This window comes from Ferrovibrio sp., assembly GCF_019636075.1.
Lineage (GTDB): Bacteria > Pseudomonadota > Alphaproteobacteria > Ferrovibrionales > Ferrovibrionaceae > Ferrovibrio.
Genome location: NZ_JAHBYG010000030.1, coordinates 1 through 15,517 on the forward strand (window position 1 = coordinate 1; position 15,517 = coordinate 15,517).

At 62.6% G+C, this 15,517-nt stretch carries 16 protein-coding genes; all 16 read left to right on the plus strand.

Features of this window, described 5'->3' with window-relative positions:
* The coding region (locus KF827_RS12935; RefSeq protein WP_291006105.1) for a TRAP transporter large permease at nt 1-960 on the plus strand (960 nt) is incomplete at its 5' end.
* 7 nt (nt 961-967) lie between these two features.
* Nucleotides 968-1,648, plus strand: coding sequence for a DUF2848 domain-containing protein (locus KF827_RS12940; RefSeq protein WP_291006108.1), 681 nt, complete (start codon nt 968-970; stop codon nt 1,646-1,648).
* Between the two features lie 47 nt (nt 1,649-1,695).
* Nucleotides 1,696-2,424 (plus strand): 5-oxoprolinase subunit PxpB, encoded by a 729-nt coding sequence (pxpB, locus tag KF827_RS12945; protein WP_291006110.1) that lies wholly within the window; start codon nt 1,696-1,698, stop codon nt 2,422-2,424.
* Nucleotides 2,421-3,467 carry a biotin-dependent carboxyltransferase family protein gene (locus KF827_RS12950; RefSeq protein WP_291006114.1) on the plus strand — a complete coding sequence of 349 codons (1,047 nt, stop codon included), beginning with the start codon at nt 2,421-2,423 and terminating at the stop codon, nt 3,465-3,467. The genes pxpB and KF827_RS12950 overlap by 4 nt, the downstream gene beginning before the upstream one ends.
* Nucleotides 3,464-4,243 (plus strand): 5-oxoprolinase subunit PxpA, encoded by a 780-nt coding sequence (locus KF827_RS12955; protein WP_291006117.1) that lies wholly within the window; start codon nt 3,464-3,466, stop codon nt 4,241-4,243. The genes KF827_RS12950 and KF827_RS12955 overlap by 4 nt, the downstream gene beginning before the upstream one ends.
* 98 nt (nt 4,244-4,341) lie before the next feature.
* On the plus strand, nt 4,342-4,998 hold the full coding sequence (locus KF827_RS12960; protein ID WP_291006119.1) for a TetR/AcrR family transcriptional regulator: 657 nt from the start codon (nt 4,342-4,344) through the stop codon (nt 4,996-4,998).
* A gap of 134 nt (nt 4,999-5,132) precedes the next feature.
* Nucleotides 5,133-6,167 carry a tripartite tricarboxylate transporter substrate binding protein gene (locus KF827_RS12965; RefSeq protein WP_291006124.1) on the plus strand — a complete coding sequence of 345 codons (1,035 nt, stop codon included), beginning with the start codon at nt 5,133-5,135 and terminating at the stop codon, nt 6,165-6,167.
* Between the two features lie 87 nt (nt 6,168-6,254).
* Nucleotides 6,255-6,794 (plus strand): tripartite tricarboxylate transporter TctB family protein, encoded by a 540-nt coding sequence (locus tag KF827_RS12970; RefSeq protein WP_291006127.1) that lies wholly within the window; start codon nt 6,255-6,257, stop codon nt 6,792-6,794.
* A 10-nt stretch (nt 6,795-6,804) separates the two neighbouring features.
* Complete coding sequence (locus tag KF827_RS12975; RefSeq protein WP_291006130.1) at nt 6,805-8,331, plus strand: tripartite tricarboxylate transporter permease; 1,527 nt, start codon at nt 6,805-6,807, stop codon at nt 8,329-8,331.
* A 75-nt stretch (nt 8,332-8,406) separates the two neighbouring features.
* Nucleotides 8,407-9,234: a sugar phosphate isomerase/epimerase family protein gene (locus KF827_RS12980; protein ID WP_291006133.1), complete on the plus strand. Its 828-nt coding sequence runs from the start codon at nt 8,407-8,409 to the stop codon at nt 9,232-9,234.
* Nucleotides 9,231-10,685, plus strand: a complete 1,455-nt coding sequence (locus KF827_RS12985; RefSeq protein WP_291006136.1) for a mandelate racemase — start codon at nt 9,231-9,233, stop codon at nt 10,683-10,685. Before KF827_RS12980 ends, KF827_RS12985 begins: the two co-directional genes overlap by 4 nt.
* On the plus strand, nt 10,682-11,836 hold the full coding sequence (locus tag KF827_RS12990) for a Gfo/Idh/MocA family oxidoreductase (RefSeq protein ID WP_291006138.1): 1,155 nt from the start codon (nt 10,682-10,684) through the stop codon (nt 11,834-11,836). Before KF827_RS12985 ends, KF827_RS12990 begins: the two co-directional genes overlap by 4 nt.
* A 3-nt stretch (nt 11,837-11,839) precedes the next feature.
* Nucleotides 11,840-13,009: a dihydrodipicolinate synthase family protein gene (locus tag KF827_RS12995; protein ID WP_291006141.1), complete on the plus strand. Its 1,170-nt coding sequence runs from the start codon at nt 11,840-11,842 to the stop codon at nt 13,007-13,009.
* Nucleotides 13,009-13,860 (plus strand): sugar phosphate isomerase/epimerase, encoded by an 852-nt coding sequence (locus KF827_RS13000; protein WP_291006144.1) that lies wholly within the window; start codon nt 13,009-13,011, stop codon nt 13,858-13,860. Before KF827_RS12995 ends, KF827_RS13000 begins: the two co-directional genes overlap by 1 nt.
* A 40-nt stretch (nt 13,861-13,900) precedes the next feature.
* Nucleotides 13,901-14,467: a dTDP-4-dehydrorhamnose 3,5-epimerase gene (rfbC, locus tag KF827_RS13005; protein ID WP_367273142.1), complete on the plus strand. Its 567-nt coding sequence runs from the start codon at nt 13,901-13,903 to the stop codon at nt 14,465-14,467.
* A complete protein-coding gene (locus KF827_RS13010; protein ID WP_291006147.1) occupies nt 14,464-15,357 on the plus strand; it encodes an urease accessory protein UreD in 894 nt (297 codons plus the stop codon). The genes rfbC and KF827_RS13010 overlap by 4 nt, the downstream gene beginning before the upstream one ends.
* The last annotated feature ends 160 nt before the right edge of the window (nt 15,358-15,517 follow it).

Below are 15,517 nucleotides of genomic sequence, written 5' to 3' on the forward strand. Positions count from 1 at the left end.
GGTTCTTCGGTGGCCACGGCGGCCACGGTGGGCACGGTGGCTTTGCCGCTGGTGCGCAAGCATGGCTATAACGAACGCCTGTTCCTCGGCACATTGGCAGCCGGCGGCACGCTCGGCATCCTGATCCCGCCTTCGATCAATATGATCGTGTATGCTGTGCTGACCGATACCTCGATCCCCAAACTTTATCTCGCCGGCATCCTGCCCGGCCTGGGCCTGGCCGGGTTGTTCATGGCGCTGGTGGTGGTGCTTTGCCTGCTGCGACCGGCCTGGGGCGGCCGCAAGCTGACGCCGACCTGGCATGAACGCCTGCATAGCCTGAAGGATCTGCTGCCGCCGTTGGGCATCTTCCTGGTGGTGGTGGGGTCGATCTATGCCGGCCTGGCCACGCCCACCGAAGCCGCGTCGCTGGGTGTGGTGGCGGCGCTGATCCTGGCGGCCAGCTATGGCAGGCTCAATCTGGCGATGATGAAGGAAGTGCTGGAAAACACCATGCGCACCACCGCCATGGTGATGCTGATCATCGTGGCCGCGTATTTCCTGAATTTCGTGATCTCCGCCATCGGCCTCACCACCATGCTTACGGATTTCATCGTGGGGCTTGGCCTGTCCAAGTTGCAGATGCTGGTGGCGGTGGTGATTTTCTATCTGATCCTGGGCTGTTTCATGGAAACGCTTTCCATGATGATCACAACGATTCCCATCGTGGCGCCGGTAATGATCGGGCTGGGCTTCGATCCGATCTGGTTCGGCATCGTGCTGATCGTGCTGGTGGAAATGGCATTGATTACGCCGCCGGTGGGGCTCAATCTCTTTGTGGTGCAGTCCCTGCGCAGTCGTGGCACGCTCAACGATGTGATTATCGGTTCAACGCCGTTCGTTGCCGTGATGGTGCTGTTGATCGTAATGCTGACGGCCTTCCCCGGCATCGCCCTGTGGCTGCCATCCCTGGCCGGTTGAGGAAACCATGCTGACTTTCGAGCGTATCTGGGGCGAGCGCCAGGATCATGTGGCGGTGGAGATCGACACCTTGATCATTGCCGGCTGGGCCGGGCGCGATGCGGCCGCCATCGAGCATCATATCGAGGAACTGGAGGCCATCGGCGTGCCGCGGCCTTCCGCCGTGCCGCTATTCTATCGCGTGAGTGCCGGGCTGCTCAGCCAGGCCGGGCAACTGCAAATGCTGGGGCCGGATTCCTCGGGCGAGATCGAGCCGGTTGTGCTGTCGCTGGCCGATGGGCTCTGGGTCACCATCGGCTCCGATCATACCGACCGCAAGGCTGAGGCCGCCGGCGTGGCGCTTTCCAAACAGCTTTGCGCCAAGGCACTGGCCCGCACACTCTGGCGTTACGACGAAGTGGCGCCCCATTGGGATAGCCTGATCCTGCGCGCCTGGGCGGTGATCGATGGCCAGCGTCGGTTGTATCAGGAAGGGGCCGTGGCCGCTTTGCGCAGTCCGGCCGATCTGATGCAGCGTTATGGCAACACCGCCACTTTGCCGCCGGGCAGCCTGATGTTTGGCGGAACCCTGGGCGCCATCGGCGGCATCCGCTCGGCCAGCCGTTTCGAGATGGAACTGGAAGATCCCGTTCTGGGCCGAAAAATCCAGCATGCCTACGATATCGCGGTCTTGCCCGTTATCGCTTGAGGCGCCGCCTGTTGTCGCCTGAGGCAATTCAGGGGTATTGATCAGGGATGAGCGTCTATCCGCAGATACGCGATTTCGGCGATACCGGCTTTGGCGTGGCCTTCGGCGACGGCGTCGATCGTGCAGTGAATGCCCGTGTAATGGCGCTGCACGCCGCTATCGGCGATGCCGGTTTGGCTGGGGTGATCGAAACCATTCCCTCCTTCGGCACGCTGTTCGTGCAATACGATCCGCTGCAAACCAGCCGCGCCGATCTGGAAGGCGCGGTGCGTGCCATGCTGCCCGGTTTGCAGGCCACGGCCCATCAGGGCCGGCTCTGGCGCATTCCGGTCTGCTACGATGCCGATCTGGCCCCGGATTTGGCCGATGTGGCCGAACGCTGCAAGATGAAGCCTGATCAGGTGATCGCGCGCCATGCGGCGGGCACGTTTTTCATCTACATGCTCGGCTTCATGCCTGGCCTTGCCTATATGGGCGGGCTGGATGAAACGCTGCAATTGCCGCGCCGTTCTTCGCCGCGTGTGAAGGTGCCGCAAGGCTCGGTGGCCATCGCCGAAACCATGACCACGATCTACCCCTGGGAAAGCCCAGGCGGCTGGCATCTGATCGGCCGCACGCCGATCCGCCTGTTCGATGCCGCGCGGGCGGCGCCGATCCTGTATGGCGCCGGCGACGAGGTGCGTTTCCAGCCGGTATCGCGCCAGGATTACGATACGCTGGCAGCCAGGGTTTCTGCCGGCAGTTTCGATCACGCGGCGCTGGAGCTGGCACGATGAGCGCGGCGCTTAAAGTGGCTGCTCCGGGCTTGTTCACCACCTTGCAGGATCGCGGTCGGCTGGGTTTTCAGTCGCTCGGCATGCCGGTGGCTGGTGCGCTGGATATGCTGGGCTTGCAGATCGCCAATGCACTCTGCGGCAATCCGCCGGATATGGCGGCGCTGGAATTGCGCTATCTCGGTCCCAGTCTGCTTGTGGAGGCCGAAAGCGTGCGCCTGGCGCTGGCGGGCAATGCCCAGGCCGATATCCTGGCCGCCGATGGCAGCGTCTATCCGCTTTCATCCTGGCGCTCTTTCACGCTCAAGCAGGGCGATACGCTGCGGGTTGGCAATACCGATGCCGCCGTGGCCTATCTGGCGGTGGCCGGCGGGTTCGATTTGCCGCCCTTCATGGGCAGCCTGTCCACCTATACCCGCGCCGCGCTTGGCGGTTTCAAAGGCCGTGCCTTGCAGGCCGGCGATTTGCTGCCGCTGGCCTTGCCGCAGGCGCCGGCCGGGGGCGACCGGCAGGTTGATGACGCAGCGGGGCTTTACGGCGATGGCCCGATCCGGGTGGTGCTGGGGCCGCAGCAGGATCGCTTCACGCCGGATGGCATTGCGGCGTTTCTGTCGGGCGAATACCGGGTGACGCAGGAGGCCGACCGCATGGGCATCCGCCTGGAAGGCCCGGCGATTGCCCATACAAATGGCGCCGATATCGCATCCGAAGGCATTGCCAATGGCGCTGTGCAGGTGCCGGGCAATGGCCAGCCGATCCTGTTGATCGCAGATCGCCAAACCACCGGCGGCTATACCAAGATCGCTACCGTGATCTCTGCCGACCTGCCGCGCCTGGGCGGCCTGAAGCCTGGCGCCGCCTTGCGCTTTATCCAGGTCGGTGTGGCCGAGGCCGAAGCCATCCGCCGCCGGCAGCAGGCGGATTTGCAGGCCTTGCTGGCCGACATGCGGCCCGCCAAGCCGGCCGGGGGGCTGGACCTGGATGCGCTTTATCGCGAGAATTTGATCAGCGGCATGGTCGATGCCGCGCAAGGAGGCGGCGCATGAATCACGCAGTGAACCTGAATTCCGATCTTGGCGAAAGCTATGGTGCCTGGAATATGGGCGATGACGCGGCCATGCTGTCCATCGTCGGTTCGGCCAATGTCGCCTGCGGCTTTCATGGCGGCGATTGGAGCGTGATGGAACGCACGGTGCGCGAGGCCAAGCGCAACAAGGTCAGCATCGGCGCGCATCCCAGCTATCCCGATCTGCAAGGGTTCGGTCGCCGGCCGATGACCATGGCCAACGACGAAGTGAAATCACTGATGGCCTACCAGATCGGCGCCCTGGCCGGCGTGGCGGCGCTGGCCGGCCATCGGGTCAGCCATGTGAAGCCCCATGGCGCGATCAACAACAAGGCTGCCGTGGATCGTGCGCTCGCCGATGCGATTGCCGTTGCCTCGGCGGGCGTGGATGCATCTTTGATTTTTCTGGCGCCCGCGGGTTCCGCCTTGGTGGCTGCCGGCCGCGCGGCCGGCCTGAAAGTGGCGGAAGAGGTGTTTGCCGACCGTAATTACGACGACGATGGCAATCTGGTGCCACGCGGCCGGCCCGATGCCATGGTGCATGATCCGGAACAGGCATTGCAGAATGTGCTGCGCATGGTGCGCGAGAGCGCCATTGTTTCCGTGTCTGGCAAACGCATCCCCACGCGGGTGGACAGCATCTGCGTGCATGGCGATTCGGCCGGTGCGGTGGCCATGGCGCGGCATTTGCGGGCCGGCCTGGAAGCCGCCGGCGTGCGCCTGGCGCCCTTGCCCGAGATCGTTGCCGCAATCTGATTGAAGTGATTTTGAGTGAGGGGGAGGCAATGCCAGCAGCCAGGAAAAAGGCCGTGAAGGCCCGGCGCGCGAAACCCGGTAAAGTCCAGGTCAAATCTGTGCAAGTCCAGTCCAAATCCGGGCAGGCTCAGGCCAAGCCGCGCAGCCGCCAGCCCGAGGTGACGCGCCGCAATATCCTGGATGCCGCTTTGGTGGAATTCGCCGACAAGGGCCTGGCGGGTGCCCGGGTGGATGAGATCGCCGCGCGCTCGGGCTCCAACAAGCGCATGATCTATGAGTATTTCGGCAACAAGGAAGGGCTCTGGCTCACCGTGCTGGAAGCCGCCTATGCCCGCATGCGCGAGGAAGAGCATGCCATCGATGTGGCGCGCATGAAGCCGATGGATGGCATGCGCTATCTGATGGAATTCAATTTCCGCTTTTGCGCCCGCAACCCGGAATTCATTGCGCTGCTTACGGCGGAAAATCTCAACAAATCAACGTATTTGAGCGAATCCGAGAAGGTGCAGAAACTGTATTCGCCGCTGTTGGCGGTGATCCGCGACCTGCTCGAGCGCGGGCAGCGCGAAGGCGTGTTCCGCAGGGGGGTCGACCCCGTGCATGTCTATCTTACCATCGCCTCGCTGGGCACCTGCTATTTCTCCAATATCCATACGCTTTCCACGATTTTCGGCCGTGACCTGGCCTCGCAGGCAGAGCTGAAGGCCCGCACCGAGCATTGCGTCGCAGTGGTTCTGGGCTACCTGCGGGCCTGAAATCCGGCATCTTTTGCGGCAATCCTGCGGTTGGGGCAAATCGTAACCGGTCAGTTACTTACTCGTTGACAAATTCCCCGGCCTCCTGAATTCTGTCCCTCTAAATATACAAGTCCAATGGGAGGGACGCTCAAATGACCAAGCTCGGCATTTCGCTCGGCTATAAAGCGCTTGGCCTTGCTGCCATGGCGGCGGCAGTTTTCGCGGCGGTGCCATTCGCTGCCCCGGCACAGGCGCAATGGAAACCCAATAAGCCCATCACCATTATCGTGCCCTGGGCGGCAGGCGGCTCCACCGATCAGGTGACCCGTGTCACCGCGGCTGAAATCGAAGCGGCGCTTGGCCAGAAGGTGGTTGTGATGAACCAGCCCGGCGCTTCGGGCTCGATCGGCACCAAGAGCGCCATGGCCGCCCCGAAGGATGGCTATACTTGGACTGCGGGCGCCGCCAAGGATATCGGCACCTATGTGGTTTCCGGCCTGCTCGACACCAAGCTGGACGATTGGAATCTTTATCTCAACGTGGCCAATCAGTCGGTGGTCAGCGTCAATGCCAATTCGCCCTACAAGACCCTGAAAGAGCTGCTGGATGCCATGAAGGCCAAGCCGGGCCAGATTTCGGTGGCTACCGCAGGCGTGAATTCCTCGGGCCATTTCGGCATCGAAGCATTGGCCAAGGGCGCGGGCGTCACCTACAAGCATGTGTCGTATGATGGCGGCAATCCGGCGGTGATCTCTACCGTTTCAGGCGAAACTGAAGTCACCACCCAGCTCGGCGTCGAGCAAGTGGAAATGATCCGCGCCAAGCGCCTGCGTCCGCTGGCCGTGCTGGCCGACAAGCCGCTGGAAGTGGATGGCGTGCCCGCCATCGAGCCGGTCACCAAGACCATTCCCGGCTTCCGCACCGAAACCAACTATTTCGGCATCTTCGTGCCGAAGGATGTGCCGGCCGAGGTGACCGCTACGCTGAACAAGCTGTGGCAGGACAAGATCAAGACTTCGGCGACACTGAAAAAGTATGCCACCGAGAAGGGCGCCCTGTTCGGCCCCGAATATGGCGATGCAGCCAAGAAGGCGGCCTTCCCGGCCATCCAGGGCGCAGCCTGGATTCTGCAGGAAGGCGGCAAGGCCAAGGTTTCGCCCGACACTGTCGGTATCCCGAAGCCCTGATCGCGTAAACCGCGCCGCCCGCCCGGCTTTGTCGATGCCGGTGCGGGCGGCGTTTTCTCTTTAAGTGCCGTTGTTAGCGAGTCTGTCATGGCGCAACCCGATATGGTTCCGGCTGCAATTGAAAGCGAGACGAAAGTCTCGCCACGCAGCGATTTCCGCTCCGGCCTGGGCTGGACCGCGTTGGGCTTGGCTATCGTCTATGGTTCATGGACCATGGATCGCTTGGCGCATCTTAATGTCAGCCCCTATACCGTACCCGGCTTGGTGCCGGGCGTGCTGGGGGTTTGTATCGCCTTCATGGGGGCGATCCTGACTTTCCGCGCCATCAGCCAGGGCGCCTTAAAGGCGACGCCGAGAGGCGGTATCAATTTTGCCGAACATGCGCGGCTCTATGTGTCGCTTGCCTTCTGCCTGATGTTCGGCCTGGTGCTGATGGGCCATGGCCTGCCTTTCTGGCTAGCCGCAGCGCTTTATATCTCAGGCTTCGTGGCCTTGTTTCAGTGGCCTGAGCGGCAGGAAAAGGGCCAGAATCTGCGTGGCCTTCTCGTCGCCATCGGCTTCGGCCTGATTGTCGGCCTGGTCATTCATTACGTGTTCGAGGATTTGTTCCTCGTGCGCATGCCTTGAGGCTTGGCTGATGTTCGACGGTCTGATTGCTTTTGGCCATTCGATTGGCAATTTCCTTACCCCGACAACCTTGGCCTATGCGCTGGCTTCCACTTTGGTTGGCTTGGTGATCGGCGCGCTGCCGGGACTCACCGCCACCATGGGCGTGGCGTTGATGACCACGTTGACCCTCAAGCTGCCTCCCAACGATGCCATTCTGATTCTGATCTGCACCTATATCGGTGCGATCTATGGCGGCAGCCGCAGCGCCATCCTGCTGAATATCCCGGGCACCCCGGCTTCGGCGGCGTCCTGTCTGGACGGTTATGCCCTGGCGCGCCAGGGCCTGGCCGGTCGGGCTATGGGTATCGCCACTTCAGGCTCGGTGATCGGCACCTGGATCGGCATGATCTGCCTGGCCTTCTTCACGCCGGTGCTGGGCGAAATGGCGCTGAAATTCGGCGCCTATGAATTCTTCTGGCTGGCGGTGTTCGGCGTGGTGATTTCGGGCAATCTCACCGGCACGGATCCGCTGAAAGGCTGGATTGCCGGCTTTCTGGGCCTGTTCATCGCCGCCATCGGCCAGGAAGGCATGTATGCCTATGATCGCTTTACCTTCGGCGTGCACGATCTGTCTGGCGGTATCAGCCTGATCCCCGCATTGGTGGGGGCGTTCGGTTTTGCCGAAGTGCTGACGGTGATGAGCGAGCCGGTGCGCAAATTCACCATCAATGCTTTCGATACCGTTATTCCGCGTATCCGCGATGTGCTGCAATATTGGCGCACGGTGATCCGCTCAGGCCTGATCGGCACTTTCATGGGTATTGTGCCGGGCGTGGGCGAGGATGTGGCGGCTTGGTCCAGCTATGCCGCCGCGCGCCGTGCCAGCAAGGAGAAGGAAAAATTCGGCAAAGGTTCGGTGGAAGGCCTGATGGCCGCAGAAACCGGCGACAATGCCTGCGTCCCCGGCGCGGTGATTCCGGTGCTCACCCTGGCCGTGCCCGGATCGGCGCCGGCTGCGGTGTTGCTGGCTGCCATGCTGATCCATGGCGTGCGGCCGGGCCCGCTGATCATGATCGAGAACCCGGGCTTTGTTTACGATGTCGTGGCGATGATGCTGATCGCCTCCTTCGGCATCCTGTTCTATGGCCTCACGCTCACCAAGCTGCTGGTTAAGATTCTGATGGTGCCGCGCGTGCTGATCATGCCGGTGATTTTCGTGCTTTGCTGCGTGGGCGCCTATGCCATCGCGGGCCGCTTGTTCGATGTTTACGTGATGCTGGGCTTCGGTGTGGTCGGTTTCCTGCTGCGTAAGCTGAACTATCCGATGGCGCCGCTGGTGCTCGGTATCGTGCTGGGCGATATCCTCGACAAGAATCTCCGCCGCGGCCTCACGCTTTCGGATGGCGACCTCACGCCCTTCATCATCAGGCCGATCAGCGCGGTGATGCTGGCCGCGATCCTGTTCACCATCCTGATGAGCATACCGATCTGCCGGGAAATGCTTTCGGCGGCTCTTGCGCCGCTGCGCCGGTTGTTGTCGCGCAATACGCAATAAGGGTTTTCCAGGATCGATTGACCAGGATGCCAGCGTCGGGTAATAAGTAACCATACAGTTACTTCAGGGGCGGGGATGCGTTTCTCATTGTGCAACGAGGTTCTGCGGCCGCTGCCATTCGCCGCGCAATGCGAGATGGCGGCGGCGCTGGGCTATGACGGGCTGGAGGTGGCGCCCTTCACGCTCGGCGATGCGCCGCACCGCCTGCCGGCCGCCAAGCGCCGTGCCTTGCGCCGCCAGGCCGAGGATGCCGGCCTTGCCGTTACCGGTCTGCATTGGCTTCTGGTGGCGCCCGAGGGGCTGTCTATCGTCAGTGAAGATGCCGATATCCGCCGCCAGACAGTGGATGTAATCGCCGCGCTTTGCGCGCTTTGCGCCGATCTGGGCGGCAGCTATCTGGTGCATGGCTCGCCGGCCCAGCGCAGGCTGCCGGAGGGGCAGGAGATTGAGGCCGCCAAGCGCGCGGTTGATGTGCTGGCCCAGGCAGCCCAGGCGGCAGAGCGCGCCGGCGTGGTTTATTGCCTGGAGCCGCTGCATCGCGGCGAAACCAATTTCGTCAACACCATCGCCGAGGCCGCCGATATCGTGCGGCGGATCGATAACCGGCATTTCCGCACCATGCTGGATTGTTCGGCAGCCGGCCTGTCGGAAACCGACAATGTGCCGGATCTGCTGCGGCAATGGCTGCCCAGCGGCCTGCTGGCCCATGTGCAGGTGAACGATCCCAATCGCCAGGGGCCGGGGCAGGGCGCAATGCAATTCGCGCCGATCCTGGCCGCACTCAAGGCCGGCGGCTATGCCGGCGATGTGGCCGTAGAACCCTTCATCTACACACCCGATGGGCCGGGTTCGGCGGCGCGTGCCATCGGCTATCTGCGCGGTATCTGGGAGAGTCTGCCATGACCGCCCCGATTTTCAGCCTGCGCGAAATCGTGTTGTATGAACGCCCGGTCACGCTGCGGCTGCCATTCCGTTTCGGTGTCATCACCTTGCGCGCTGCGCCGCAGGCTTTCGTGCATTTGCGCATCGCCTTGGCCGATGGCCGCGAAGCCTGGGGCATGGCCGCCGAATTGATGATTCCGAAATGGTTCGACAAATCGCCCAGCCGCAGCCATGAAGACAATATCGCCGATCTGCGGCTTTCGTTGCGCCATGCGGCGGTGGCCTATGGCGCCGACAAGCAACCAGCCAGCGGCTTCGGCCTGTCGGCGCGCCAACACGCGGCTTTGCTGGCCGAAGGCGCGAAACGGGGCCTCAATCCGCTGGTGGCCAGCTATGGGCCGGCTTTGCTGGATCGTGCCATCATGGATGCGTTGGGCCGGCTGCATGGCCTGCCGTTCCATCGCGCGCTGTCGTCCAACCTGTTCGGCATCGATGCGGCGATTATCCCTGTTCTGGCGCCCGATCTGGCCGGTTTCGATATTGGTAAATTCCTGGATGGCTTGAAGCCTGGCAATCAGATCGAAGCGCGCCATACCGTGGGATTGATCGATCCGTTGAGCGAGGCTGAAATCGCGCCTGCGGATCGGTTGAATGACGGATTGCCACAAAGCCTGGAAGCCGTGATCGCCCGTTATGGCCATCGCTGGTTCAAGCTGAAGGTGGGGGGCGACATCAAGGCCGATCTTGCCCGTCTGGGCGATATCGCAGCGATATTGGATGCCAAGGTGGGCAAGTATCAGGCCAGCCTGGATGGCAACGAGCAGTATGACGACGTGGATGGCATCGCCGCGCTGTGGCGGGCCATGCTGGCCGAGCCGAAGCTGGCGCGCCTATGCGCTGCCATCGGCTATATCGAACAGCCGATCAAGCGCGATGCCGCGCTCAGCCGCGATGTTTCCAGCCTGGCGGCGCAAAAGCCGCTGATCGTGGATGAGTCCGATGGCGATTACAGCGTGTTTCCGGCTGCCCGTGCGCTGGGCTATGTCGGTATCTCGTCGAAATCCTGCAAGGGTGCCTACAAGGCCGTGCTGAATGCCGCCCGGGTTGCGCATTGGAACGCGGCAGAGGCCGCATCGCGCTATTTCCTGTCGGCGGAAGATCTCACCACCCAGGCCGGCCTTTGCGTGCAGCAGGATCTGGCCCTGGTCAGTACACTGGGCTTAAGTCATGTGGAGCGCAACGGCCATCATTATGTGGATGGCTTTGGCGATGCACCGGCGGCCGAAGCCAACGGTTTTTCTGCCGCCCATCCCGATCTCTACGAAATTTCGGCCGGCCGGCCGCGCCTGGCGATCCGTCAGGGCCGCATCGCGCTCGGCAGCCTGCATGCGGCAATGGGTTTCGCATCCGCCGCCGAACCTGACTGGACTTCGTTATCACCGTTAAACGACCTTACTGGGAGCAACGCATGAGCAAGGAAATCCGCCTCGGCATCATCATGAATGGTGTGACCGGCCGCATGGGCATGAACCAGCATCTGATCCGTTCGATCGTGGCGATCCGCAAGGATGGCGGCGTGGTTCTGTCGGATGGCCGCCGCGTGATGCCCGATCCGATCCTGGTGGGCCGCGACAAGGACAAACTGGCGCGCCTGGCCAAGACCTATGGCATCGAGCGTTTCACCACCGATCTGGATGCTGCGCTGAAGAACAAGGACGACACGCTGTTTTTCGATGCCGCCACCACGCAGATGCGCGCCAGCCTGCTGAAAAAGGCCATGGCTGCCGGCAAGGATATCTATTGCGAGAAGCCCACGGCGGAAACCCTGGCCGTGGCGATGGATCTGGTGAAGGCCGCAAAGAAATACGGCATCAAGCATGGCGTGGTGCAAGACAAGCTGTTCCTGCCCGGCCTGCAGAAGATCAAGATGCTGGTGGATAGCGGATTCTTCGGCGACATCCTCTCGGTGCGCGGCGAGTTCGGCTATTGGGTTTTCGAAGGCGATTGGCAGGCGGCGCAGCGGCCGTCGTGGAATTATCGCCTCAAGGAAGGCGGCGGCATCATCCTGGATATGCTTTGCCACTGGCGCTATGTGCTGGATAACCTGTTCGGCGAAGTGCAGAGCGTGTCGTGCCTGGGCGCCACCCATATCCCGAAGCGTTGGGACGAGAAGGGCAAGGCCTACAAGGCCGATGCCGACGACGCCGCCTATGCCACCTTCCAGTTGGCCGGAGGCGTGATCGTGCAGATCAATTCTTCCTGGACCACCCGCGTGCGGCGCGACGATCTGGTTACCTTCCATGTGGATGGTACGCTGGGTTCGGCGGTGGCCGGCCTCACCAAATGCTACACCCAGGCGCGCGTCAACACGCCCAAGCCGGTCTGGAATCCGGATATTCCGCAGACCATAGATTTCTTCCAGACCTGGCAGGAAGTGCCCGACAACACGGTGTATCCCAACGGCTTCCGTGCCCAGTGGGAAATGTTCATCCGCCATCTGGTGGAAGATGCGCCATTCAAATGGACCCTGCTGGAAGGCGCCAAGGGCGTGCAATTGGCCGAGGCGGGCTTGAAGAGCTGGAAGGAACGGCGCTGGATCGATCTCGCGCCGCTCAAGGTGTAAGCCATGTCCAGCGTTGTGCTGCCCGGCGCATCCGGGCTGGAAACCTACAGCCTCAAGGCGCCGCGGCAATTTCCCGCCGGCAAGCCGCCGTTCAATCGCGTGGCTTATGCCGCGGCGCATGTGGTGGCCGATCCGCGTGCCGATAACGATCCCTGGCTGCAGCCGGCGATAGATTGGGATCGCACCATTGCGTTCCGCAAGCATCTCTGGTCGCTGGGCTTCGGCGTGGCGGAAGCCATGGATACCGCCCAGCGCGGCATGGGCCTGGATTGGAATGATGCACTGGAATTGGTGCGGCGTTCGCTGGATGCGGCCAAGGATGTACCTGGCGCCGTTGTGGCTTCGGGCGCCGGCACCGATCATCTGGCGCCCGGGCCGGATGTGAATATCGACGCGGTGATCGCGGCTTATGAGGAGCAATGCGAAGCCATCGAAAAGCTCGGCGGCCGCATCATTCTGATGGCCAGCCGTGCGTTGGCGGCTTGTGCCAAGTCGCCCGATGATTATGCCAAGGTCTATGGCCGGATTCTCTCGCAGGTGAAACAGCCGGTGATCCTGCATTGGCTGGGCGAGATGTTCGATCCGGCCCTGCTCGGCTATTGGGGCAGCAAGGATCATATGGCGGCGATGGATGTCTGCCTGGATGTGATTGTGGCCAATGCCGCCAAGGTGGACGGCATCAAGATTTCCCTGCTCGACAAAGACAAGGAAATCATGATGCGCCGCCGTCTGCCCCAGAACGGTTCCGAGGGCGTGCGCATGTATACCGGCGACGATTTCAATTATGCCGAATTGATCGCCGGCGACCAGCAAGGCTATTCCCACGCATTGTTGGGCATCTTCGATGCCATCGCGCCGGCGGCCTCCGCGGCGCTGGCGGCGTTGACGCGCGGCGACACGGCCACTTTCCACGATCTGCTGGCGCCCACGGTGCCGTTGTCGCGGCATATCTTCAAGGCGCCCACGCGCTTCTACAAGACCGGCGTGGTGTTCATGGCCTATCTCAATGGCCACCAGGATCATTTCACCATGGTGGGTGGGCAGCAAAGCACGCGCTCGGCGCGCCATCTGGCCGAATTGTTCAAGCTGGCCGATGCGGCCGGCCTGCTGCGCGATCCCGATATGGCTGCCAGCCGCATGCGCCTGGTGATGGCCGTGCACGGAGTGGCGTGATGCAAAAGCCCGGGAAGGCCACGCCTGGTCCGCTTTCGCTCAACACCGCTACGGTGAAAGTGCAATGGTCGCTGGCCGAATGCATCGAGGGCTGTTTGCGCCATGGCATCACCGGTATTTCGCCCTGGCGCGACAAGCTGGCTGAATATGGTGTTGCCAATGCGGCGCGGCATATCCGCGAGGCAGGCCTCACCGTTACCGGCCTGTGCCGGGGCGGGATGTTTCCGGCCATTGATGCCGCCGGGCGCCGCGCCGCGCTGGAAGACAATTTCCGCGCGGTGGACGAGGCGGCGGCATTGAATGCGCAATGTCTGGTGCTGGTGGTGGGCGGCATGCCGGCCGGTTCGAAGGATATCGCCGGCGCACGCGGTCAGGTGCAGGATGGCATCGCCGCCCTGCTGGAATATGCCCGCCCGGCCGGGGTGAAGCTGGCCATCGAGCCGCTGCACCCCATGTATGCCGCCGACCGGGCTTGCGTGAACACCCTGGGCCAGGCGCTGGATATCTGCGATGCGCTGGGCAATGGCGCAGATGATACTGCGCTTGGCGTGGCCGCCGATGTGTATCACATCTGGTGGGATCCCCAGCTTGCGGCCCAGATCAAGCGCGCCGGCCGCCGCATCCTGGCTTTCCATGTCTGCGACTGGCTGGTGCCCACCCGCGACCTGCTGTTGGATCGCGGCATGATGGGGGATGGGGTGATCGATATCCCCGCCATCCGCGCCCAGGTGGAAGCCGTCGGTTATGACGGTTTCTGCGAGGTGGAGATCATGTCGTCGGAAAACTGGTGGAAACGGGATGCCGACGAGGTGCTGCGGGTTTGCGTCGAGCGCCATGCCTCGGTAGTTTAGGCGGACCGATTCGTTTCGTCCGCCAGCCGAGGCTACCGTCATGGCAATGCCGATCCGCGTGAACCAGCTCGCCATCCCCGATTTGATCGAGATCGAGCCAGCCACCTTCATGGACGAGCGCGGCTGGTTCAGCGAAACCTACAACCAGCGTACCTATGAGCGGCTTGGTATCGACACTGCCTTCGTGCAGGACAACCACAGCTATTCGGAAAAAGCCGGCACCGTGCGCGGCCTGCATTACCAGTTGCAGCCCTCTGCCCAGGCCAAGCTGATCCGCGTGCTGCGCGGTCGGGCGGTTTCGGTGGCGCTGGATATCCGGCGCTCCTCGCCCACCTTCGGCAAGCATGCGATGATCGAATTGTCGGGCGGCCAGGCCAACCAGGTCTTCATCCCGGCGGGTTTCGCCCATGGTTTCTGCACCCTGGAGCCGCAGACCGAGGTGTTCTACAAAGCCTCGACCTTTTATGATCCGCTCAATGAACGCGGCATCAATTGGAAGGATCCGGCGCTGGGCATCGCTTGGCCGGTACGCGCCGCCGATGCCACCTTGTCGCCCAAGGATATCGAACATCCCATGCTGGCCGAGCAGCCCGACCTGTTCGATTGACGCCTGCGCTGATGGGCGATAGCGAGCAGATCAAACTGGAGCGCGGCGATGGCGCGGTGCTGGCGCGCTTCAAGGCTGGGCCGATTGCGGAAGGCGGCGCCCGGCTGGCGGACCTTTATCAGGCCAGTCCCGGCCGTGCATTGCAGCCAAGGCCAGAGCCCGGCGAGGCCGCCTGCATGGTGCTGCTCACCACTTCGGGCGGCCTGACCGGTGGCGACCGGCTGCGGCTGGATATCACCGCCGAGGCCGATGCCAGCCTGATGGTGATGGCCCAGGCCGCCGAAAAGGTTTACCGCTCGGCCAGCAATGATGCCGATACCCGTCTCACCCAGCGGCTGGAGGTGCAATCCGGCGCCCGGGTGGAATGGTTGCCGCAGGAAACCATCCTGTTCGATGGCGCCCGGCTGCATCGCAGCTTCGATATCCATCTGGCGGACCAGGCCGGCATGGCAGGGCCCTGGGCCCTGGTGGGGGATATCACCGTATTCGGCCGGGTGGCGCGGGGCGAAAGCTTCAGCCAGGGCCGGTTGTTCGATCATTGGCAGGTATTTCGGGCAGGTCGTTTGATCTGGACCGATCGCTTGGGCCTGGATGGCGATATTCCGGCCGTGTTGGGCCATCCCGCCGGTTTCGATGGTGCCCGGGCCCAGGGCAGCATTCTCTGTGCCGGTCTGGACGAGGCGGCGCAGTTGGCGGCGCTGGAGAATTTGCGCGCCGGATTCGAGGGTTTGGCCGTGCGCTGTGCCGCAACCCGGATCGGTGGATTGTTGCTGGTGCGCATGCTGGGGCCAGACCCGGCCATGCTGCGGCAGGCCTTCGGCTTGGCCTGGAGCCATCTGCGCAGCTTGGCCGGCTGGGCTCAGGCGATGCCCAGGTTATGGCTGCGCTGACTCATCTTTCACACCAAATGCCTGTTTTCCATACAGTTGGCAGTCTGTGATTAAAATTTAAACATAACAAAACTGTCTGGCCTAATAATAGACCACAATTTATGCGGCAGCCGAGCATGACTGTCCCAGTTCAAGCAATCCACAGCTGTGAGACGGTTGC

Coding starts and splice junctions, on each gene's coding strand:
- KF827_RS12940 (WP_291006108.1), top strand. CDS start 968: ATGCTGACTTTCGAGCGTATCTGGGGCGAGCGCCAGGATCATGTGGCG.
- pxpB (WP_291006110.1), top strand. CDS start 1,696: ATGAGCGTCTATCCGCAGATACGCGATTTCGGCGATACCGGCTTTGGC.
- KF827_RS12950 (WP_291006114.1), top strand. CDS start 2,421: ATGAGCGCGGCGCTTAAAGTGGCTGCTCCGGGCTTGTTCACCACCTTG.
- KF827_RS12955 (WP_291006117.1), top strand. CDS start 3,464: ATGAATCACGCAGTGAACCTGAATTCCGATCTTGGCGAAAGCTATGGT.
- KF827_RS12965 (WP_291006124.1), top strand. CDS start 5,133: ATGACCAAGCTCGGCATTTCGCTCGGCTATAAAGCGCTTGGCCTTGCT.
- KF827_RS12970 (WP_291006127.1), top strand. CDS start 6,255: ATGGCGCAACCCGATATGGTTCCGGCTGCAATTGAAAGCGAGACGAAA.
- KF827_RS12975 (WP_291006130.1), top strand. CDS start 6,805: ATGTTCGACGGTCTGATTGCTTTTGGCCATTCGATTGGCAATTTCCTT.
- KF827_RS12980 (WP_291006133.1), top strand. CDS start 8,407: ATGCGTTTCTCATTGTGCAACGAGGTTCTGCGGCCGCTGCCATTCGCC.
- KF827_RS12985 (WP_291006136.1), top strand. CDS start 9,231: ATGACCGCCCCGATTTTCAGCCTGCGCGAAATCGTGTTGTATGAACGC.
- KF827_RS12990 (WP_291006138.1), top strand. CDS start 10,682: ATGAGCAAGGAAATCCGCCTCGGCATCATCATGAATGGTGTGACCGGC.
- KF827_RS12995 (WP_291006141.1), top strand. CDS start 11,840: ATGTCCAGCGTTGTGCTGCCCGGCGCATCCGGGCTGGAAACCTACAGC.
- KF827_RS13000 (WP_291006144.1), top strand. CDS start 13,009: ATGCAAAAGCCCGGGAAGGCCACGCCTGGTCCGCTTTCGCTCAACACC.
- rfbC (WP_367273142.1), top strand. CDS start 13,901: ATGGCAATGCCGATCCGCGTGAACCAGCTCGCCATCCCCGATTTGATC.